Here is a 20968-nt window from a genome sequence, read left to right as displayed (position 1 = left end):
AGCAGCGGAGCGACCCGATCCTACAGGTCATCAGGCACCGGATCGTCCGACCCACACACGCAGGACTCCGCCGCCCACCGGACCAGCCGCCACGTCAGTGAGCCGAATCCAAACACGGCCCCTGGCCCCGTGCGGGTGGGGCTGAGCGCTCGCCGACCCGGTACCGGCGTGTCCGACCGCATGTCAGGTGGTGCCGGTCCGCTCTCGGCCCGCGCGCCGGGCCGACGCGCGCCGCACCCGCCCCGGCCTGCCCGCCGGAGGTCGCGGTGCTGAACCGGCCGTGCCGGCCGTGCCGTTCATCCTTGCCGAGCGGCGTGCAGCTAGGTGCAGGACAGCTTGCTGCACCGGGCATCGCTGGCGGTCGCGCCCGCCGCTGCGGCAACGTGAGGCATGTGCCCGACGCACTGCCGCCCCGCACCGGAATTCCCCGTATCCCGGCCGGCGGCCGGCCGTGCGGAACTGCCCGTGGCCTTCGAGGGCCGCCCGCATGATGCGCCGTCGGCGCACGCCCGCGCCGACCGGAACGGATTGAGGAACGATGCAGAGTCTGCACCTGCCGACCGAGCGACGACCCGATGCACGTACCGAGCACGTCCCGCCCGGGGGCATAGGCGGCCGCCACCGGTCGTACGCCACATGCACCCCCGCCGAACTTCTGCGCGCGCTCCCGCTCTCCCCGGCCGCCGCCCGGTCGGTGCACACCGGCCGCGCCCTCGTCCGGCGCGTCCTGCGCGAGGAGGACGACCGCCTGCTCGTGCTGGTCGGCCCCTGCTCCATCCACGACGTCGAAGCCGGGCTCGCCTACGCCGCCGCGCTGCGCGCCCAGGCCGACCGGTTCGCCGACGACCTCGCCGTCGTCATGCGGGTGTACGTCGAGAAGCCCCGCACCACCGTCGGCTGGACCGGGCTGCTCCCCGACCCGGCCCTGGACGGCAGCCACGACTTCGACCGGGGCCTGCGTACCGCCCGGTCCCTGATGCTGGCCGTCGCCGAGCAGGGGCTGCCCATCGCCACCGAGTGGCTCAGCCCGGCCGCCCCGGCGTACCTGGCCGACCTGATCTCCTGGGGAGCCATCGGCGCCCGCACCGTGGAGAGCCAGGTCCACCGGCAACTGGCCAGCGGCCTGCCCATGCCCGTGGGCATGAAGAACGGCAGCGCCGGCTCCGTGGGCGTCGCGGTCGACGCCGTGCGGTGCGCGGCCGCGCCCCACGCCTACCTGGGCCTGGACCCGGACGGCCGCCCCGGCACGCTGCGCACCAGTGGCAACCCGGACTGCCACGTGGTGCTGCGCGGCGGCGCGGGCCGGCCCAACTACCGCCCCGGCGACGTGCGCGCGGCGGTGGCCCTGCTGGCCGCCGCCGGGCTGCCGACCGGCCTCGTCATCGACGCCAGCCACGGCAACAGCGGCAAGGACCACGAACGGCAGGCCCAGGTCGCCCGCGAGATAGGCGCCCGGGTCGCGGCCGGTGACACGGATGTGCGCGGGGTGATGCTGGAGGGCTTCCTCGTCCCCGGCCGCCAGGATCTCGGCCCCGGCGAGCCGGTGTTCGGGCAGAGCGTCACCGACGCCTGCATGGGCTGGGACGCCACCGTCGACGTCCTGGCCGACCTCGCCGCCGCCGCCCGCAGCCGCCGCCACACCGCGCCTGCCGCGGCCCGCTGACCGGAGGGAGGAACAGGAATGAGTGTGCTGGACATCCCCGCCCTGGGACCGTCCGGTCCCTACCGCACCAGGAAGCGCGGCACGGTGACCGACGCCTCGGGCATCCCCGCGCTGGAGCTTGCCCTGGTCCCGGGCCTGGTCGCCGCCGACTGGACCGACCGGCTGCGCGGCAGCGCCCCGCCGCCCGCCGCGGAGACGACGGCCGTGCTCGCCAAGGCCGCCGACGTCTTCGAGCACCAGGACGTCCTGGGCGACGACCTCGCCGCCCACGAACAGCGCGTGGCCCGGCTGACCGGCACCCCCATCACGGTCGTACGGGAGTGCGACCGGATGATCGCGGCGGCCCTGCGCGACGCGTCCCGCGCACCGGACGCGGCGCGCCCCCGGGGCTGCTCACCGCCCGGCACCCCGGCCGCCGACGCGCCGCCCGCAGGTGCCGCCTGGTGCCGCGCCGGTGACGTCCTCGCCGTACAGGCGGCGGGCAACAGCCCCGGTGTGCACGCCCTGTGGCCCGAGGCGCTCGCGCTGGGCTACCGGGTCGCCGTCCGTCCCTCCCAGCGCGACCCGCTCACCCCCCTGCGGCTGGTGCTGGCCCTGCGCCGGGCGGGCCTGCCCGACGACCGGCTCGTCCTGGTGCCGTGCGAGCACGCCACGGCGGACCTGCTCGTCGACCGTGCCGACCGCGCCGTGGTCTACGGCGGCCAGGCCGTCGTGGACCGGTACCGCCACCGCGCCGACGTACGCGTCCAGGGCCCCGGCCGCTCCAAGCTGGTCGTCGCCTCCGACGCCGACCGCGCCGCCGGACTCGAACTCGCCCGTACCGGCGCCCTGTACCACGCGGGCACCGCGTGCACCGCCACCACCGGCGTCCTGGTCGAACGCGACGCCACGGAGTTCGCCGGAGCGCTCGCCGCCGAGCTCGCCGGCGTACGGCCCGCGCCGCCCGAGGACGACGACGCCGTCCTGCCCTGCCTGCCGCTCGAGCAGGCCGAACACCTGGCGGTCACGGTCCTCCAGCGGGCGGCGGACGCGGGTGCCGCGGTCCGGCTGGCACCCCGGGCGCACCCGCTCGGCGGGCCGGGCACCCTGTCGGCCGTCACCCCCGCGGTCGTCGAGCTGCCCGCCGCCCGCCACCCCCTGCTGGGCCTGGAACTGCCCTTCCCCTGCGTATGGGTGGCGCCCTTCGACCGCGCCGCCACCGACAGCCTCGACGACTCCCTGGTGCTCTCCCTGCACACCGCCGAGCCGGCCCTGCTCGACCAGGCCCTCGGCAATCCCTCGGTCTCCAACGTCTACCGGGGCCGGCCGACCTCCTGGACCCACCCCGACGTACCGCACGACGGCTTCCTCGGGGAGTTCCTGATGCGCGCCAAGGGCCTGGCCCGCGCCGACGAGAAGAGGAGTGACACGTGAAGATACACACCCGAAGCGGCCTCGACTTCATGGAGCGGATCCAGCGGGAGGTCACCGCCGCCCGCCGCGGTCCCGGCGCCGCCGACGCCCACTACGCCGCCAAGCTGGCCGAGGTCTGGGAGCGCGCCCGGCGGACGCCCGCCTACGCCGCCCTCGGCCCGTACTCGGCGGGCGCCTTCCGTGACCTGCCCGTCACCTCCAAGGACACGCTCAAGGCCCGGCCCCTGTCCTATCTGCGGGTGCCGGTCGACGCGGGCCTGAAGTACTACCAGACCACGGGGACCACCGGGGTGCCCACTCCCACGCCCCGTACCGCCCTGGACATGATCGCCAACACCGTGTCGGTGGCCGAGGCGTGGCGGCCGATGCTGGCGGACCGCGGCCACCGGGCGCTGATCCTGCTGCCCTCGGACATCGTGCCGGTGGCCGACCTGATGGTCGGGGTCTGCGAGTTCCTCGAAGTCCCGCACGTCAAGGCCTACCCCTACACCACCGGCATCTCCGACTGGGACCGCATCGTCGGGCTGTGGGAGGTGTTCCGGCCCACGACCCTGTTCGTGGCGCCGGGCGTGCTCCTGGAACTCACCCAGGTGCTGAAACGGCGGGGACTGCTGGCGAAGCTGTCCGCCGGTGTCGACCTGCTCATGCTGCTCGGCGAGGTGAGCACCCCCGAACTGCGCGCCATGACCGGCCGCTGGTGGCAGGCCCGCGCCTACGACGCCAGCTACGGCAGCACCGAGAGCGGCACGCTGGCCGCCTGCTGCGCCGAGGACCGGCTGCACCTGCTGCGCGGCGCCAACTACTTCGAGATCGCCGACGGCGACACCGTCCGGCCCGCCGAGGCCGGCCGCGACGGCAGGCTCGTCGTCACCCCGCTCAACAACGACGCCCGCCCCCTGCTCCGCCTGGACATGGGCGACGAGGTCTCGCTGACGGGCGACTGCCCGTGCGGCGACGACGCCCCGGTGGTGACCGTGCACGGCCGGGACAGCGACGGCACCCGGATCAAGGGCAGCCGGGTGCGCACCCGCGACCTGGAGGGTGTGGTGTACGCGGACAGCGGCGTCATGGGCTACCTGATCGAGACCGTCGAGGACGGGAGCTGGGCCCGGCTGCTGCTGGAACGCGAACCGGGCACCGACCGGGACGCCGAGGCCGGGCGCGACGCCCTCATCCAGCAGCGCACCAGCCGGCGCCTGGGCTTCCACTGGGACGAGGTCCGCTTCGTCAACCGGCTGCCGGCGACCACGAAGAGCGGCGGCTCCCAGAAGAGCTGGAAACGCTCCAACTTCCGGGTCGTGGGGGAGGGGGCGCCGGTATGACCTCCCGAACCTCCCACCGGACCTACGAGGTGCTGCGCGGGTCGTCCGGGGTCGTGTCCGGCGAGTCCGACCTGTGGTGCACCTACGCGGCGGTGCGCACCCTGTCCTGGCTCGGCCGCACCGCCGACCTGCCCCGCCCCGGCGAGGTGGCAGCCTTCCTCGCCTCCCGGCAGAACGCCGACGGCGGCTACGCCTGGTCGGCCGGCATGAACTCCGACGCCTGGGCCACCTACTACTGCACCCAGGCCCTGGCCGACCTGCCCGCCGAGGCCCGCGGCACCGCCCGCGCCTCCAGCGGCGACTGGGTGCGCTCGACCGCCCACCCGGACGGCGGCTACGCCATGACGCCCGGTCAGACGCCGGACGTGTGGGCCACCTACTACGCCGTCCGCGTCCTCGTCGAGATCCACGGCGAACGCCCGCCCGCGGAACTGACCGACTGGCTCGGAGCGCTCCAGGCCGCGGACGGGGGACTGGCGTGGAGCCCCGCCCACGCCAAGGACGGCACCTCCGACGCCCGGGCCTGCTACTACGCCGTGACCGCCTGGCACACCGCCACCGGCGGCCGGGGCCCGCTGCCCTGGGACCGCGACCGGCTCGTGCGGTGGCTGCGGGACCGGCAGGGCGCGGGCGGCGGCTTCACCTTCCAGGACGGGGACGCCACGGAGTGCCTGTGGGCGACCTTCCGGGCCGTCAGCGCCCTGGCCCGGCTGGGGGAGAGCCCCCGGGACCCGGCCGGGTGCGTCGCCTGGATCACGGACCGGCTGCGGCCCGGCGGCTCCTTCACCCGCTGGCCCGGCTACCCCGTCCCCGACGTGTGGGCCGCGTTCTGCGGCGTGGGCGCGCTGCGGGAACTCGGCGCCGATCCGGCGGGCCTCGCCGACCGCGTGGTCGCCGCGGTGCTGTCGTTCCGGACGGAGCAGGGCGGCTTCACCTACCGCGCCCCCGAGCTGGCCTCCGACGTGCTCACCACCTCCGCCCACCTGCTCTCCGGGCGGCTCGCGGACGACGCGGCACGGACCGCCCTGCGCTGGACGGAGGGCTGCGTGCTGCCCAACGAGCACGGCGTGATGTACATGCCCGGCCGGGGCAGCGAGGTGCGCTGCACCCTCTGGGCCCTGGCGGCGGGGGCCTTCGCCGACGACGCCGCCGCCCGCACCGGGATCGCCCGCTGGCTCACCGGCGCCATCCAGAACCCCGACGGCGGCTTCGGCTACTGGGAGGGCCGCGCCTCCGACACCGTGTCGACCTGCGCCGCCGCCGAGATCCTCGCCGCCACCGGGAGCACCGACGCCGCCGCCCGGCGCGGCATCGCGGGGTACCTGTCGAGCTGCGAGCGGGCCCCGGGCCAGTACGCCAACGTGCCCGGCGGCACGCCCACGCTGCGCGCCACCCTCCAGGCGCTGCGGGCCCTGCGGCTCACCGCCGGGGCGGACCGCGCCGCCGTCGAGGAGGCCCTGGCCCGGCACCGGGTGCGCGGCGGCGGGTACGGAAACGACAACCACCGCGTCCCGGACCTGCTGAGCACCTACGAGGCCACGCTGACGGCGGACGCGTTCGAGATCGCCTGGGAGGCCGGGCACCTGGCCCGCTTCCTGGACAGCGTGCGCACGGCGGACGGCCGGTTCGCCTGGACCCCCCTGATGGCCACGAGCGGCGGCCCGCTCGCCGACTGCCTCGGACACCGCCTGGAACTGCGGCTGTCGTCCGAGCGGTGTGCCCTGCCGCCGCTGGCCCTGTCCTGAGAGGCGGCCCGCTCATGCCGACAGTCGAAGTGACCAGCGACCCGCTGACCCCCTCCGCCCGGCTGCGGACGGCGCTGCGCCTGACCCGGTGGCTGACCGCCCGGGGCTCCGCGACCGCACACGTGGTGGTCTCCTTCCGCGCCGCCGAGCCCATGGCGTACTTCGCCGGCGGCGTACCCCCGACCACCTGGCAGGACGGCACGGACGACCGCTCCCGGCCGCGCTGGGCGTCGGTCGTGTGCCGCGTCCACCCCGACCGCGACCGCGCCTACCGGGCCGCCCTCGCCGACGAGGTGCGGCAGGCCCTCGGCCTGGACCGGGACGACGCGCACCTCACCGTCCGCTTCGAGCCCACCGAACCCGGCCGGATGTACTACCTGGAGGCGGGATCGATGACCAGCGCCGACGCCGTACCGGCCGGCCGAGGCCCTCAGAAAGGCCAGTGACATGCAGACCCTTGAACCGACCGTCATCAACGCCCGCCTGGTCGCCGTCCTGGAGCAGCGGTTCGGCGGGGCCGCCCGCGCCCTGCCCGGGGACGCCGACCTGGCCGACGCGCTGCCGGGCTTCGACAGCCTGGCCGCCCTGGAGTACGTCACCGCCGTGGAGGCCGCGTTCGGCATCGAGGTGGACTTCGTGGGCGACGACGTGCGCTACCAGTTCAGCACCCTCGACCGGACCACGGAGTACGTGCGCGAACGCGTCGAGGACCAGGCGGCATGACCGCACGCCCGTACCCCCCGGCCCCCGGCGGCCCCGGCGGCACGACCGTACGCCCGGACCGCGCGGCTCCCGGCCACCCCGGCGGCGACCTGCCGTTCGAGACGTCCGGGAGTACCGGAGCCGCCCGCCGCTGGTGGCGGCGGCCCGAGCAGATGGTGCGCGAGGTCGAGCTGATCGGCACCCATGTGCTCGGCCCCGTCGACCACGTCGTCAACTACGCCCCGCCGCGCCACCTGTTCGGCGCGCTGTTCGGACAGTGGCTGCCCCGCACGGCGGACATCCCCGTCCACCAGGCGTGGCGGCAGCCGCTGCGCCCCCCGCCCGTCCCGGCGGACGCCCGCGTCCTGGTCGTCTGCCTGCCGATGACCTGGGAGCTGCTGCGACGCCACCTGAGCAGCTGGCAGCGGGCCGGCTCGGTCGTCGCCCTGCACAGCGCGGCGGCCCCGCCGCCCGCCGCCCACCGGCTGGTCCGCCGGGCCGCGCCGCTGCTGCGCGCCCACGAACTGCTGGGCTCCACCGAGACCGGCGGCATCGCCCACCGGCCGGTGGCCCCGGAGGGCGAGGCGGCGGCCCCCTGGCGGCTGCTCCCCGACGTCACCCTGGCCGGGGACGGCGCGGCACCGGCCGGGCGGGCGGCGGAACTCGTGGTCGCCGGACCCCGGCTGGCCCGCCCCGACGGCGCCCCCCGGCCGCCCGCCCACTGGGCCACCGGTGACCTGGTGGAGTTCACCGCTCCCGGCACGTTCCGGCTCGTCGGCCGGAGCAGCTCGCTGGTCAAGGTGAACGGCGTCAAGGTCCACCTGGCCCGGGTCGGCGAGCGGTTGGCCGCGCTGCTGCCCGGGGCGGAGTGCGTGGCCCTGCCCCGGACCGGCGACCCGCTCGGCGGCGAGGGGTACGTGGTGTTCTGGGCCCGCCGCGCCGCCGGGGTGAACACGGCGGACATCCAGGACGCCCTACGGGACTTTCCCCGCCCGTCCCGGATCGTGGAGGTCCCGGCGGTACCGAGGACCGCCGCCGGGAAACCGGACCGGGCGGCCCTGCTCGCGGCCGCGTCCCCGTGACGCCGAGGGGCCCACGGAACCCAGTCGCTATCGGAATCCAGTCGCATCTTCGAACCCTTGGGAGGGATCGGTTCTGTCCAGGTTGATCGTGGTGACCGGCGCGAGCGCCGGCATCGGCAAGGCCACGGCGAAGCGCTTCGCCACACCCGCGCGGCACGACGGCGCGTCCGGCACCCGTGACAAGGTGCTCATGGTCGCCCGGCACGAGCAACGGCTCGTCCGGGCGGCACGGGAGATCGAGGAGAGCGTTCCCGGAGCCGACGTGGAGACGCTCCCGCTCGACCTCTCCGACGCCGACGCGGCCAAGACCCTCCGGGACCGGGCCGGGGCGACCGGGCTGCCGGTCGGCGCCCTGCTGTGCTGCGCCGGTGCCGTGCCGCCGCCCGCCGACCCGGACGCGGGCGACGTGGCCGCCGTCCTGACCGAGTGGGAGGGCGCCTACCGCGCCAACGTCGTGACCGCCGTCGTCGCCGTGGAGGCACTGGTCCCGTCGATGACGGACGGCGGCGGCATCGTGCTGTACAGCTCCATCGCCGCCTACCGGGGCTCCGGCGGCTCGGGCGGCTACGGCGCCGCGAAGGCCGCCCTGCACTCCTACGTCCACCTGCTCGCCACCCGGCTCGGGCCGCGCCGGATCAGCGTCAACGCCATCGCGCCCGGCTACGTCGCCGGGACCGACCTGTTCGGCGGCGCGCTGCCCGCCGCCCGGGAGAAGACGCTGATCGGCCAGACCGTGCTGGGGCGCGCGGGCGACCCGGTGGACGTCGCGGAACTCGGCCACTACCTGTGTTCGCCGCCCGGCGCCTACATCACCTCCCAGATCCTCCAGATCAACGGCGGTTCGCTGCACGGCGTCTGACCGCCGTGCGGCGAACCGGCCGCCATCCGTCCACGGCGTGCCCCGGCACGCCGGAACGACCGAGAAAGCGCGGTGATCCGCCATGAACCCCCAGGAACAAGCCGACGCGCACGTCAGGGCGATGATGCGCTGGCACTTCGATCCGGCGACGGGCTCCCGCTACTGGGTGGAGCGCCGCGGCCGGCTCGGCTTCGACCCGCTGGAGGACGTAAGGGGCGTCGACGACCTCCTGAGGTTCCCCAACCTGATCGACGAACTCCGGGACGTGCCGGTCGAGGACCTCGTCCCCCGGGGCCTGGACGCCACGGAGGAGGTGTGCGCCGTGTACGAGAGCGGCGGCACCACCGGGGCGCCCAAACGCTTCGTGATGTTCGAGAGCTGGTTCGAGCAGTACATGGACTGGGAGAACCGCCACTACCCCGACGACGGCACGGGGCACGCGCTGGCCGTGGCGCCCAGCGGCCCGCACATGCTCGGCGAGTACTCCCGGCGGATCGCGCGGGCCAGGAACGGCATCCGCTTCGCCGTCGACCTGGACCCGCGCTGGGTGAAACGGCTGTTGGCCGAGGGCGACACCGCCGGCGCCGCCGCCTACGTCGACCACCTCGTCGACCAGGCCGAACTGGTCCTGCGTTCCCAGGACATCGCCTTCCTGATCACCACGCCCCCGCTGCTGACCCGGATGTCCGAACGCCCCGCGGTGCGCGCCCTGATCCAGGAGAAGGTGCGCCTGATCATCTGGACCGGGGCGCACATGGACCCCGACACCCTCGACTACCTCGCCACCGAGCTGTACCCGAAGGCCCGGTTCCGGGGGTCGTACGGCAGCACCTCCGTGCTCTCCGGCACCGTGCAGCGGCCCGGCCCCGAGGGCACGGGGGAGGTGGTCTTCGACTCCTACGCCCCCTACGTGCTCTACCGGGTGGTCGACCCCGCCACGGGCGAGCCGGTCCCCTACGGGGCGGAGGGGGCCGTGGTGATGAACCACCTCACCCGGTACGGGCTCGTCCCCAACAGCCTGGAACGCGACCTGGCCACCCGCGTCCCCGGCCCCGGAGGCGTCGGGGACTCCCTGAAGGACATCCACCCGGTGGCCGAGGCGGACGGCCGCAAGCTCATCGAGGGCGTCTACTAGGGCCTTTCCGCCGGACAGCCCCTTGCGGCGCCCCGGCCCCGGACACGTAGGAGGAGATCCCCATGTCGCACAAGAACGCAGCCCTGTTCGCCGCCGCCCTCGGCGCCGGCGCGCTGACCCTGGCCCTGGCCGCCTTACCGGCCACCACGGCGCGGGCCACGCCCTCACCGACCGTCATCGACCTGGCCATAGGCAACGACGGCGTCAACCAGACGGACGTCGGCGCCCCCGGGCTCAGCGTCGGTGACGAGTTCGTCTACGCGGACACGCTCTACCGCGACGGCCGCCGGGTCGGCGAGGACGGCAGCTCCTGCCAGGTGACCCGGGTGGAAGGCGAGCGGATCACCACCAGCTGTGTGCTGTCGGTGCTGCTGCCGGAGGGGCAGATCACCGCGCAGTCCCTGTGGACCAAGGGCACGGACACGGTACGGATGGCCGTCACCGGCGGGACCGGTGCCTACCGCGGGGCCTCCGGGGAGCTGACGTGCAACGACATCCAGACCCCGCGGGAGACCTACCACATCGAGCTGGACCGGTGACCTTCCGCGTCCGTGCGGAACAGTTGTGACGACAGCCCGTCCCACGGGACGGCGCGGTGAGGAGCGGTGCCGATGAGCACTACACGATTCGGGACGGGCACCGAGCGGACGACGAGGACGGAGCCGGCCGGCTCGGCCACCGCGGCGCTGGTCGCCGCCGTCCTCGGTTTCTTCGTGATCACGCTCGACGTCTCCGGGGTGAACGTCGCGCTGCCCGCGGTCGGCGACGACCTCGGCGGCTCGCTGTCCGGCCTCCAGTGGGTGGCCGACAGCTACACCCTGATGTTCGCGGCGCTGATGCTGTCCGCCGGGGCGCTCTCCGACGCGGTGGGCGCGCGCCGCGCCTTCGGCTGGGGCCTGGCCGTGTTCACCGCCGCCTCCCTGGCCTGCGGGGTGGCGCCTTCACTGGGGGCGCTGACGGCCGCGCGGGTGGTGCAGGGCAGCGCGGCGGCGGCGATGGTGCCCGCCTCGCTGGCGCTGATCCGGCACGCCTTTCCCGACCCGCGGGCACGGGCGCGCGGCATCGCCCTGTGGACGGTGGGCGGTGCCGTCGCCATCGCCGCGGGGCCCGTGCTGGGCGGGCTGCTCACCACGGAGTGGACCTGGCGGGCGGTGTTCTTCCTCAATGTGCCGGCCGGGCTCGCGGGCTTCCTGACGCTGCTGCGGGCGCCGCACTCGCCGCGCCGCCCGGCGGTCTTCGACTGGCCTGGCCAGATGCTGGCCGTGCTGGCGCTGGCCGCGCTGACGTTCGCGGTGATCGAGGGCGGCCACCACGGCTTCACCGGCACGGTGTCGGCCGCGGCGGGCGCCGCGGTGTTCGCCGCGGCCGGATTCGTGGCCGTCGAGGCGCGGAGCAAAGCCCCGATGCTGCCGCTGCGGCTGTTCGGGGAGCGGTGCGTCACCGTACCGGTCGTCGCGGGCTTCGCCTGCAACGCGGCCTTCTACGGCGGGGTGTTCGTACTGAGCCTGTTCTTCCAGGACCAGCGGGGGCAGTCCGCGTTCTCGGCCGGCCTGATGTTCGTGCCGATGGCGCTGATCACCGCCAACTTCAACTACCTGTCCCCGAAGGCCGTCGCGCGGTACGGACCGCGCGCGGTGGTCGTCGCGGGTCTGCTGGTCGGCACCGCCGGGTGCTGCGGACTGGCCGCCGTGGGCCCGGACACGCCCGGCTGGCTGATCGCCCTGCCGATGATCCCGCTGGGCATCGGCGGCTCCCTCGCCATGCCGGCGCTGACATCGCTGATGCTCGACAGCGTCGCCGCGGAACGGGCCGGCACGGCGGCGGCCCTGCTCAACACCAGCCGCCAGGCGGGCGGTGCCCTCAGCATCGCCGTCTTCGGCGCCCTCCTGGCGGAGGACTTCGTACCGGGCATGCGCGAGAGCCTCCTCCTCGCGGCTGCTCTGCTGGTGGCCAACGCCGTGCTGGCCATCGCCGTACTGCCCCGGCGGACGGGCGAGGCGGACGGCTAGGGCCTGTCCGCGAAGGCCCTCCTGCCTGTCGGGCCCCGACGACGGCGACGGACCGGTGCAGCAACGTGCAGCACAACATGCTGCACCGGGCCACCGTGGCGCCGCCTCCCACCGCCCGGGCAGGCTGCGAACCGTGCCCGGACGGCATCGCGGCCCCGGAGCGCTTCCCGTAACTGCCCCCCAGTCCAAGGGAATCAGTCATGCCCAGCAGTCTCGCCCTGACCCTGCCCGCCAAGGGCGCCCCCTTCACCGTGACGGCCATCGAACGGCGCGTCCCGCGTGACGACGACATCCGCATCGACATCCGGTACTGCGGCATCTGCCACACCGACCTGCACTTCGGCCACGACGACTGGGGCGGCACCCTCTTCCCCCTCGTCCCCGGCCACGAGATCACCGGCGTGGTCGCGGAGGTCGGCGCCGCCGTCACCTCGCTGGCACCCGGCGACCGGGTCGGCGTCGGCTGCATGGTCGGCTCCTGCGGCAAGTGCGGCCCCTGCGCGGCGGGCGAGGAGCAGTACTGCGCCGAGGGCTTCGTCAAGACGTACTCGGCCCGCGACCGCGACGGCACGGTGACCCAGGGCGGCTACAGCCGGTCCATCGTCGTCCCGGAACACTTCGTCCTGCGCATCCCCGACGCGCTTCCCCTCGACCGCGCCGCCCCGCTGCTCTGCGCCGGCGTCACCGTCCACTCACCGCTGCGCCGCTGGCAGGCCGGCCCGGGAAGCCGCGTCGGCGTCCTCGGCATGGGCGGCCTCGGACACCTCGGTGTGCGGATCGCCGCCGTCCTGGGCGCCGAGGTCACCCTGCTGGGCAGCTCGCCGGAGAAGGCGGCGGACGCCCACCGCCTCGGCGCCACCCGCTTCGCCGACCTGCGCGACCACCGGCAGCTCGCCGCGCTCCGCGGCCACTTCGACCTGCTCCTCAACACCGTCCCGGCACCCCTCGACATGGACCTCTGCCTGGGCCTGCTCGGCCTGGGCGGCACCCTGGTCAACGTCGGCGCCCCCAGCGACCCGGTCGCCTCGTACAACACCTTCTCGCTGCTCGACGCCCGCCGGGTGATCACCGGATCGTCCATCGGCAGCGTCCGCGAGACACGGGAGACGCTCGACTTCTGCGCGGCGCACGGCATCGGCGCCGAGATCGAGACCATCCCCGCCTCCCGGGTCCCGCACGCGTGGCGGACGCTCGCCGAGGCCCGCTACCGCTACGTCATCGACATCGCCACCCTCACCGCCCCGTGACGGCGTACCCCCCGACCCCGCACACCATCGCACCGGAGGTAGATCGCGTGTCAGTCCAGCGAGTTCCCGTCCTCGTCGTCGGCGGGGCCTACACCGGGCTCACCACGGCCCTGAGCCTGGCCGCGCGCGGCGTACGCCCCCTGCTGGTCGAGCGGCGCCCGGGCGCCGCCCCACTGCCCAAGGCGTGGGGCCTCAACACCCGCGCCCAGGAACTCCTGCACACCCTCCCCGGGGTCAGGCAGCGCCTGGAGCAGGCCCTCGGCGAAGTGCGCTGGCCCCGCATGAGCCACGGCGACAGCCTGGCCGACCCCGGCCGGCGCTTCCTCGACCCGGCGCAGGGCCGGCCCGACCCCCAGCCGCTCTCCCCGGTGCCGCCGCTCGCCTGGATATCCCAGGCCCAGGTCGAGGGAATACTCCGGGCCTGCGCCGAGGACGCGGGCGCGGAACTGCGCCACGGCACCGAGGCCGTCTCCCTCACCCAGGACGGCGACAAGGCCACCGTGACGCTCCGCGAGGCGCGCTCCGGCCGCCACTACACCGTCGAGGCGGACTACGTGGTGGCGGCCGACGGCAACACCAGCCCCGTGAGGGAGATGCTCGGCGTCCCCGTACGGGGCGGCGGAGTCATCGGGCACATGTACATCATCACGTTCGAGGCCGATCTGACGCGGTACGTCGAGAAGGGAGCGGTCGAGGTCATCGGCATGCCCGGCAGCGGCTCCAGCTTCATCCTGGACGGCTCCGAGCGCCACACCCTGTGGGTCGACTACTTTCCCGAACGCGGCGAGAGCCCGGCGGACTTCACCGAGGAACGCTGCCTGGAGCGGGTCCGCCGCGCCATCGGAGATCCCTCGGTCGACGTCACCTTCGTCAACGCCCGGTCCTTCCCCATCAACCACAAGATGGCCGACCGCTTCCGGACGGGCCGCGTCTTCCTCGCCGGTGACTCCGCGCACGCCTGCCCGCCCAACGGCGGCCAGGGCGGCAACCTCGCCATCCAGGACGCCTACGACCTGTCCTGGCGGCTGGCCCTGGTGCTCGGCGGACAGGCCGGGCCCGGCCTCCTGGACACCTACGAGGCCGAACGCCGGCCGGTGATCCGGATCACCCTGGACCGCGAACTGGCCCTGGCGAAGGTCTCCGAGGGCCGGGTGCCGGCCAGCTACAACCCGGCCGACCCCGACGCCCCCGTCCCCACGCCCAGGGAGTTCCTCGGCTTCCGGTACCACTCGGCCGCCGTGTGCACCGAGCCCGGTGACGACGGCAGCCTCCAGGAGGACCCGTGGCACCCGACCGGGCGGCCCGGCGGACGGGCCCCGCACGTCGAACTCACCGACGGCTCCCGGACGCTCTCCACGCTCGACCTCTTCGGCGCCGGGTTCGTCCTGCTGGCCGGGGCGGAGGCCGCCGACTGGGCCGCCGCCGCGGAACGCGCCGCCGAGCGCCTGGGGGTCGGCCTCGTGGCCCACCGCATCGGCGACCGGCTCACCGACCGCGACGGCGTCTGGGGCGTCCGGTACGGCGTGGCGCCCACGGGCGCGGTGCTGGTCCGGCCCGACGGCGTCATCGCCTGGCGCGGCAGGGCCTCGGCGGCCGACCCGGAGGGGGAGCTGACGGCGGCGCTCACCGCCGTACTCGACCGCTGACCCGCGAGCGGCGCCGGGCGGAGCCGAGCCCGCCCGGCGCCGCTCAACGCTCCTCGGCCGCCGCCCCGGCCCTTACGGCGCCGCGCATGCGGTCGCGGGCCATCCAGCCGGCCTGGAACCGGCTCTGCGCGCCGAGGTCGTCGAACAGTTCGGCGATGTACTTCCGGCAGGTCCGCACCCCGATGCCCAGCCGCCTGGCCACCACCTCGTCCTTGTAGCCGGCGGCCAGTAACTGGACGATGGCGGTCTTCGTCTCCCGGGTGAGGCTGGCCGGGATGCGGTTGCCGCCGTCCGACCGGTCGAAGACGGTGCCGGTCGCCCAGGCGCTCACCACCATGTGCACGATGAAGCCGACCAGGGCGCCGTGCCGCACCAGGTGCGCCCGGCCCGTGCCCGCGCCCTCGGCACCGCCCGCTCCGTCCCCGGGACCGGCCCCGGCCTCGAAGAGGAAGGCGGTCGTACGGTCGAACACCAGCAGCGGCGGCAGTGACGCGGCCGTGGTGCGGACCTCGCCGCCCGACGCGATGATCCGCGCGGCCCGGTGCCGCACGTCCGCGTCATGGCGTGAGAGGTGGGGGAGGAGGACCCGCACCCCGGCCCCGGGCGGCACGGGTTCGCCCGTGCCGCACACCAGGTCCCGGGCCGGGGCGGGCGTCTTCTGCCCGAGGGGCTGCACGGCGAGGACCTCCTCGGTGCAGCGCCGGGCGGTGGCCGCCAGGGCGTCACGCAGCTCGGCCGCGCCCTCGATCGTGACCACGGGGCTGGGCGACCCGCCCGCCGGGTCCGGGGAGCACATGCCGGACAGCGCGTCGAGCTGTGTGCGCAGCTCTTCGAGCTGGGCCTGCCACGCCTCGACGACGCCGGTGAGCGGCTCGGCGTACCGGAGCTTGACCATGTCGGGGTGGACGGCGGTCCAGTCGCCGGGACCCTCCGGCCGGGGCCGCGCCAGTCTGTTCCTGCTCAGCCAGGACAGCACGCGCTCCGTGCGGCCGGGGCTCCAGCCCAGACTGCTCGCCAGTCTCTCCAGCCGGGCCCCGCCGGTCGCCACGAGGAACTGGTACGCGGCCAGCTCCTCGTCTCCCATCAGCGGAACGATCTGGGCGATGTCCATCCCTCTTCCCCCTGATCTGCTGCAACAGCGAAACAACAATAAACACGAGTCTACTTGTACACGCAAGTACAAGTTTTTCGATGCGTAAGTACGTGGTCGTCCCGATGATCGGCCGCTCACTCGGGAGGCAAATTGGTCCCGGGTGTATTTTTGGATCGCATTCATGTGATCAGTGGTTTGATCGTCCCCGTCTGTCCAGCCATCGACCTGGAGTCCTCCATGCGCCCGAAGCTGTCCAGCACGACACCCCTCGCCATCGTCGGCATGGCGTGCCGGTTCCCCGGGATCGAGAGCACCGACGACCTGTGGAACGTCCTGGTGTCCGGCGCCGACATGGTGACGCCGGTCCCGCGCGACCGGTTCGACGCCGACGCCTGCCACGCCACCGCCCCCATGACCGCCGGCCGCACCGTCTCCCGGCACGGCGGGTTCCTCACCGACGCGTTCGGGTTCGACCGGGAGTTCTTCGGCGTGCCGCCCGCCGCCGCCCTCGCCATGGACCCGCAGCAGCGGCTCCTGCTGCACGTCGTGTGGGAGGCCCTGGAGTCGGCCGGCATACCCCCGACGCGGCTCGCCGGCAGCACCACCGGCGTCTTCGTGGGGCAGGCGACCGCCGAGTACGCCGACACCGACCCCCGCCCGGACGAACCCGACGTGCGCGCCATGACCGGCAGCCGCCTGCGCGCCGTCACCGCAGGCCGGATCTCCTACGCGCTCGACCTGCGCGGCCCGAGCGTCGTCCTGGACACCGCCTGCTCCTCGTCGCTGGTCGCCGTGCACGCCGCCCGGCAGAGCCTGCTCACCGGCGAGAGCGACCTGTGCGTGGCCGGGGGCGTCAACGTCATCCTGTCCCCGCACGACGCCATCGGCTACTCACAGGGCGGCATGCTCTCGCCCACGGGCCGCTGCCGGTTCGGCGACGCCCGCGCCGACGGCTTCGTGCGCAGCGAGGGCGTGGGCGCGGTCGTCCTCAAGCGGCTGGACGACGCGGTGCGCGACGGCGACCCCGTGCACGCGGTGCTGCTCGGCAGCGCCGTCACCAACGACGGCGCGAGCGCCGGGGTGCCGCTGCGCCCGTCGGTCCCGGGCCAGGTGGAGATGGTGCGCGCCGCGTGCGCCGCCGCGGGCGTCGCCCCCGGCGACCTCGACTACGTGGAGGCCCACGGCCCCGGCACCGAGGTCGGGGACGCCGTGGAGCTGGAGGCGCTCGCCGAGGCGGCCGGCGCCGGACGGCCCGGGGACCGGCCGCTGCTGACCGGGTCGGTGAAGACCAACATCGGACACGCCGAGGCCGCCGCCGGCATCGCCGGTCTGCTCAAGGCGGTGCTGATCCTCCGGCACGGCGTCGTCCCGGCCTCCCTGCACCTCGGTGAACCGCACCCGCTGCTCACCCGGGACGGCTTCCCGGTCCGCGTGGTCACCCGCGCCCGGCCCCTGGACCCGGCCGGTGAGCGCGCTCTGCTCGGCGTCAGCTCCTTCGGCCTGTCCGGCACCAACGCCCACGTGGTCGTCGGCGCGCACCTGCCCGACCCCGAGCCGGCCGCCCCCGACCCCGCCGATCCTCTCCCCGAGCCGGCCGGGACCGGCCCGCACCTGCTGGTGCTGAGCGCCCGCACCGCTGGCTCCCTGCGCCGTCTGGCCGCCCGGTACGCCGACTACCTCGACGAGGACGGAGCCGGCCGCCGCCTCCCCCTGCGGGACGTCTGCGCCGCCGCGGCCACCCGCCGCGACGCCCACCCCCACCGGCTGTGGGCCACGGGCGCGGACCACGACGCCCTGGTCCGCGCGCTGCGGGCGCTCGCCGCCGGCGAGGCCACCCCCGACGGCGGCACCGGCGGCGCGGTGCCGCCGGGCGGGCGGCGCGTGGCGTTCGTCTTCTCCGGGCAGGGCGCGCAGTGGGCCGGCATGGGCCGCGCGCTGTACCGCTCCTCACCCGCCTTCAGGGCCGCGCTGGACGCCTGCGACCGGGCCGTCCGCGCCGAACTCGGCTGGTCGGTCCTGGACCGGCTGCTGTCCGGCCCCGCCGACCTGCCCACCGACGTGGACGTCGTACAGCCCGTCCTGTGGGCCCTGCAGGTGGCGCTGGCCGCCGCCTGGCGGGAGCGCGGCGTGCGGCCGGAGCTGTGCATGGGGCACAGCATGGGGGAGGTGGCGGCGGCCCGGACGGCGGGCGCCCTCTCCCTCGACGACGCGGCCGCGGTGATCTGCCGCCGCAGCACGCTCATGCAGCAGACCGCCGGGCGCGGCGCGATGCTCGCCGTCGAACTCCCCGCCGACCGGGCCCACCGCCGCGCCGGGACGTACGGCGAAAGGGTCTCCGTGGCCGTCGAGAACGCCCCCACCGGCACCGTCCTCGCGGGCGACCCCGCCGCCCTGACCGCGCTGCGCGGCGAGCTGGAGCGGGACGGCGTCCTGTGCCGCCCGGTCAAGGTCAACGTGGCCTCCCACTCGCCCTACATGGACGCCGTACGGGAGAAGCTGCCGCTGGCGCTGGACGGGCTCGCCCCGGCTCCCTGCGGCACGGCCCTGGTCTCCACCGTGTACGGCCGGCCCGTCGAGGGCCCGGCGCTGACCCCCGCCTACTGGGCCGAGAACGTGCGCCGCCCGGTGCGGTTCGCCGGCACCGTACTCCGGGTCGCCGAGGAGGCGGAGACCGTCTTCGTCGAGGTCGGCCCCCACCCCGTCCTGCTCGCCGCCATGGAGGAGACCCTGGGGGCCCGCGGCGCGGCGGTGGCCTCGCTGCACCGCGACTGCGACGAACCCGCCGAACTGGTCCGGGCCGCCGGGCGGATCTTCGCGCACGGTGGCCGGGTCGACTGGCACCGCTGGTACGGCAGCTCCCCCCGGCACGTGCCGTCCCTGCCCACCTACCCCTGGGACACCGCCCCCTACCGGCGCGCGTCCGCCGGCCCCCTGCCGCGGACCTCACCGGAGCGGCGGTTCGACCTGGCCGGATGGGGCGGCACCGCCGACTGGGACGGCGGCATCGCCGTGCACGGGGTCGCGGGCGTGCCGCCGGTCGTCCTCCTGGAGGCGCTGCGCGAGACGGTACGGGAGGCCGACGGCGACGGCCCCTTCGAGCTGCGCGGCATCCGGCTGGGCGGCACCCCGCTGCCCGTCGACGCGCCCGCCGGCACGACCCTGCGCGTGACTCTGGAAGGCCCCCGCGACGACCGTGCCGTGACGGTGCGGGCGTCCCTGCCCGGCGCCCCGGAGCCCCTGCTGTGCGCCACCGGGCGAGCCGTCCGGGCGGTGGCCGGGGAGCCCGGCCCCGAGGGCGCCGGGCTCCTCGACGCCGCGCTCGCGCGCTGCCGTGACCACCTCCCCGCCCACGAGTTCTACGCGCTGGCGCGGCGCCACGGCTACGACATCCCGGAGCCGTTCGCGGGCGTGGAGCACCTGTGGCGGCGCGAGGGCGAGGCCGTGGCCCGCGTCCGGCTGCCGGGCCCGCTGCCCCGGGCGGGCTGGGAGGTGGGCCTCCAGACGCTGCTGGCGGCCCGGCCCCGGGCCGCGTCCGGCTCGGACGACACCGCCCACATCCCCGTCTCCTTCGGTTCCGTGCGGTTCCACGCGCCGCTGGAGGCCGAGTTCTGGAGCGTGAGCAGGGTGCGCCAGGACGGGAAGGGGACGATCACGGCAGACGTCCTGCTGCTCTCGACGGACCACCGGGTCCTGGCCCGCTTCACCGGCATCCGGCTGCGGCGGCTCGGCCCGGCCCGGACCGCCCGGAGGCCGCTGTCGTACCTCACCGCCCTGCGGCGCCTGGCCGGTGGCGCGGCCCGGCCGGCCGGCCGCGTCCGGCCCGTCACCCCGCCGCGCCCCGCCCCGCGCGTCCCGGCCCAGCGCGGCGCCCCGGACCCGGCCCCGGCCCCCGGCGCCCCGGCGAGCGGCGCGGCCGACACCCTCCTCACGTACGCGGCCGAGCTGCTGGGCCTGCCCGCGGCCGGCCTGGACCCACGGCTTTCCCTGCGCGAACTCGGCCTGGACTCCCTCATGGCCGCCCGGCTCCGCCACCACCTGCGCACCGTCCACGGCACGGAGCTGAGCGCCGGCCGGCTGCTCGGCGCGGAGAGCCTCGCCGAGCTGCGCGCCGCCCTCGGCGCGGACGACAGCCGCACCGGCCGTTGCCCCGTGCCGGTGCCGGAGTAAAGTTGCACCCAAGTACAAAAGAATGTCGGGGGTACGGCGCGGGGCCGCCGAGCCGCGCGTCCGGTGAGTTCGGCAGAAACGGGAGTGAACGGAATGGACTCGTGCGCGACAGAGCCGCCGCCGCAGGTCAGCCGTCGGGAACGGAACAAGCGACGCGTCAGGGAGCGCCTCTACTCGGCCGCGATCGAACTCATCGTCGAGAAGGGATATGACCACACCTCCATCGAAGAGATCGCGGAACGCGCGGACGTCGCCCGCGGCACCTTCTTCAACTACTTCCAGCGCAAGGAAGACATCATCACCGAGTGGGGGGAGCGCAGGCGCACCGCACTGGTCACGGGACTGGACGAGGAGGGAGTCTTCATGCCCGGCTCCGTCGCGCGGCTGCACCGGTGCATGGCGGTCCTGGTCCGCATCAACCAGGAGGAGCCCCAGCTCACCACCTCCATGCTGACCGCGTGGGTGCGGGCGGGCCGCCCCATCCTGGAGGACCCCTACGTCGCCGAGTTCTTCGCCGAGATCGTCGACAGCGGCGTACGCCACGGGGAACTGTCCCCGGCCCTCTCCCCGGTCCTCGCCGGGAACGTCCTGCGGGACGTCTACCTCGGTGCCCTCTACCGCTGGGCCAAGCAGCCGTCGGACGCCACGGACTCACTGGCCGAGGAGCTCCGGCAGATCCTCGGCCTCCTCCTGGACGGCATGGCCGCCCCCCGCACCGGCTGACGACCGCCACGGCTCCCGGCCCGCCAGGGAGGGCGAACGGAGCCGGGCCCGCGTCCGGACCGCCGGACGCGGGCCCCTCGAACGGGTCGGGGCACGGGGCAGCGCGTCGTCGTCCGCGGTCCGTCAGGGCCGGGACGCCCGGGACGGAGGCCGGAGCGGACG

16 protein-coding genes are annotated in these 20968 nt (G+C 75.2%); 15 read left to right on the top strand and 1 reads right to left on the bottom strand.

Features of this window, described 5'->3' with window-relative positions; translation table 11 throughout:
- Window positions 1-538: 538 nt before the first annotated feature.
- The 13 genes from FKN01_RS18060 to FKN01_RS18000 all read left to right on the top strand — a co-directional run bounded on the left by FKN01_RS18060 (window position 539) and on the right by FKN01_RS18000 (window position 14823).
- Window positions 539-1663 carry a 3-deoxy-7-phosphoheptulonate synthase gene (locus tag FKN01_RS18060; protein ID WP_143621826.1) on the top strand — a complete coding sequence of 375 codons (1125 nt, stop codon included), beginning with the start codon at window positions 539-541 and terminating at the stop codon, window positions 1661-1663.
- Between the two features lie 18 nt (window positions 1664-1681).
- Complete coding sequence (locus tag FKN01_RS18055) at window positions 1682-3076, top strand: aldehyde dehydrogenase family protein (protein ID WP_143621824.1); 1395 nt, start codon at window positions 1682-1684, stop codon at window positions 3074-3076.
- Window positions 3073-4398, top strand: coding sequence for a phenylacetate--CoA ligase family protein (locus FKN01_RS18050; RefSeq protein ID WP_143621822.1), 1326 nt, complete (start codon window positions 3073-3075; stop codon window positions 4396-4398). The genes FKN01_RS18055 and FKN01_RS18050 overlap by 4 nt, the downstream gene beginning before the upstream one ends.
- On the top strand, window positions 4395-6143 hold the full coding sequence (locus FKN01_RS18045) for a prenyltransferase/squalene oxidase repeat-containing protein (protein WP_143621820.1): 1749 nt from the start codon (window positions 4395-4397) through the stop codon (window positions 6141-6143). The genes FKN01_RS18050 and FKN01_RS18045 overlap by 4 nt, the downstream gene beginning before the upstream one ends.
- Window positions 6144-6157: 14 nt before the next feature.
- Entirely contained in the window at window positions 6158-6589 is a 432-nt protein-coding gene (locus FKN01_RS18040; RefSeq protein ID WP_143621818.1) for a hypothetical protein, read from the top strand.
- Between the two features lies 1 nt (window position 6590).
- Complete coding sequence (locus FKN01_RS18035) at window positions 6591-6866, top strand: acyl carrier protein (RefSeq protein ID WP_143621816.1); 276 nt, start codon at window positions 6591-6593, stop codon at window positions 6864-6866.
- Entirely contained in the window at window positions 6863-7927 is a 1065-nt protein-coding gene (locus FKN01_RS18030; RefSeq protein WP_143621815.1) for a class I adenylate-forming enzyme family protein, read from the top strand. The genes FKN01_RS18035 and FKN01_RS18030 overlap by 4 nt, the downstream gene beginning before the upstream one ends.
- A gap of 91 nt (window positions 7928-8018) precedes the next feature.
- Window positions 8019-8786 carry an SDR family NAD(P)-dependent oxidoreductase gene (locus FKN01_RS18025; RefSeq protein WP_260696940.1) on the top strand — a complete coding sequence of 256 codons (768 nt, stop codon included), beginning with the start codon at window positions 8019-8021 and terminating at the stop codon, window positions 8784-8786.
- 82 nt (window positions 8787-8868) lie between these two features.
- Entirely contained in the window at window positions 8869-9921 is a 1053-nt protein-coding gene (locus tag FKN01_RS18020) for an AMP-binding protein (RefSeq protein WP_143621811.1), read from the top strand.
- Window positions 9922-9983: 62 nt separating this feature from the next.
- Window positions 9984-10460 carry an allene oxide cyclase barrel-like domain-containing protein gene (locus FKN01_RS18015; protein WP_143621809.1) on the top strand — a complete coding sequence of 159 codons (477 nt, stop codon included), beginning with the start codon at window positions 9984-9986 and terminating at the stop codon, window positions 10458-10460.
- A gap of 72 nt (window positions 10461-10532) precedes the next feature.
- Window positions 10533-11930 (top strand): MFS transporter, encoded by a 1398-nt coding sequence (locus FKN01_RS18010; RefSeq protein ID WP_143621807.1) that lies wholly within the window; start codon window positions 10533-10535, stop codon window positions 11928-11930.
- Window positions 11931-12130: 200 nt separating this feature from the next.
- Entirely contained in the window at window positions 12131-13177 is a 1047-nt protein-coding gene (locus tag FKN01_RS18005) for an NAD(P)-dependent alcohol dehydrogenase (protein ID WP_143621805.1), read from the top strand.
- Between the two features lie 47 nt (window positions 13178-13224).
- A complete protein-coding gene (locus FKN01_RS18000; RefSeq protein ID WP_185992885.1) occupies window positions 13225-14823 on the top strand; it encodes an FAD-dependent monooxygenase in 1599 nt (532 codons plus the stop codon).
- A 43-nt stretch (window positions 14824-14866) separates the two neighbouring features.
- Here the strand turns inward: FKN01_RS18000 and FKN01_RS17995 are convergent, their stop codons facing one another.
- Window positions 14867-15934 carry a helix-turn-helix transcriptional regulator gene (locus tag FKN01_RS17995; RefSeq protein ID WP_143621802.1) on the bottom strand — a complete coding sequence of 356 codons (1068 nt, stop codon included), beginning with the start codon at window positions 15932-15934 and terminating at the stop codon, window positions 14867-14869.
- Window positions 15935-16111: 177 nt separating this feature from the next.
- Between FKN01_RS17995 and FKN01_RS17990 the strand changes: the two genes are divergently transcribed.
- Both FKN01_RS17990 and FKN01_RS17985 read left to right on the top strand, forming a co-directional pair.
- A complete protein-coding gene (locus tag FKN01_RS17990; RefSeq protein WP_143621800.1) occupies window positions 16112-20083 on the top strand; it encodes a type I polyketide synthase in 3972 nt (1323 codons plus the stop codon).
- Window positions 20084-20176: 93 nt separating this feature from the next.
- Window positions 20177-20806 (top strand): TetR/AcrR family transcriptional regulator, encoded by a 630-nt coding sequence (locus FKN01_RS17985; protein ID WP_143621798.1) that lies wholly within the window; start codon window positions 20177-20179, stop codon window positions 20804-20806.
- The last annotated feature ends 162 nt before the right edge of the window (window positions 20807-20968 follow it).

Source organism: Streptomyces sp. 130 (genome assembly GCF_007096885.1).
In the GTDB taxonomy this organism is placed as follows: domain Bacteria; phylum Actinomycetota; class Actinomycetes; order Streptomycetales; family Streptomycetaceae; genus Streptomyces.
Note: the sequence above shows the minus strand (reverse complement) of the source record. Positions and strands in the feature narration are given on the sequence as shown.

Bases quoted from the DNA above. Each gene is read 5' to 3' on its own strand.
- FKN01_RS18060 (WP_143621826.1), top strand. From the start codon at position 539: ATGCAGAGTCTGCACCTGCCGACCGAGCGACGACCCGATGCACGTACC.
- FKN01_RS18055 (WP_143621824.1), top strand. From the start codon at position 1,682: ATGAGTGTGCTGGACATCCCCGCCCTGGGACCGTCCGGTCCCTACCGC.
- FKN01_RS18045 (WP_143621820.1), top strand. From the start codon at position 4,395: ATGACCTCCCGAACCTCCCACCGGACCTACGAGGTGCTGCGCGGGTCG.
- FKN01_RS18040 (WP_143621818.1), top strand. From the start codon at position 6,158: ATGCCGACAGTCGAAGTGACCAGCGACCCGCTGACCCCCTCCGCCCGG.
- FKN01_RS18035 (WP_143621816.1), top strand. From the start codon at position 6,591: ATGCAGACCCTTGAACCGACCGTCATCAACGCCCGCCTGGTCGCCGTC.
- FKN01_RS18030 (WP_143621815.1), top strand. From the start codon at position 6,863: ATGACCGCACGCCCGTACCCCCCGGCCCCCGGCGGCCCCGGCGGCACG.
- FKN01_RS18020 (WP_143621811.1), top strand. From the start codon at position 8,869: ATGAACCCCCAGGAACAAGCCGACGCGCACGTCAGGGCGATGATGCGC.
- FKN01_RS18015 (WP_143621809.1), top strand. From the start codon at position 9,984: ATGTCGCACAAGAACGCAGCCCTGTTCGCCGCCGCCCTCGGCGCCGGC.
- FKN01_RS18010 (WP_143621807.1), top strand. From the start codon at position 10,533: ATGAGCACTACACGATTCGGGACGGGCACCGAGCGGACGACGAGGACG.
- FKN01_RS18005 (WP_143621805.1), top strand. From the start codon at position 12,131: ATGCCCAGCAGTCTCGCCCTGACCCTGCCCGCCAAGGGCGCCCCCTTC.
- FKN01_RS17995 (WP_143621802.1), bottom strand. From the start codon at position 15,934: ATGGACATCGCCCAGATCGTTCCGCTGATGGGAGACGAGGAGCTGGCC.
- FKN01_RS17985 (WP_143621798.1), top strand. From the start codon at position 20,177: ATGGACTCGTGCGCGACAGAGCCGCCGCCGCAGGTCAGCCGTCGGGAA.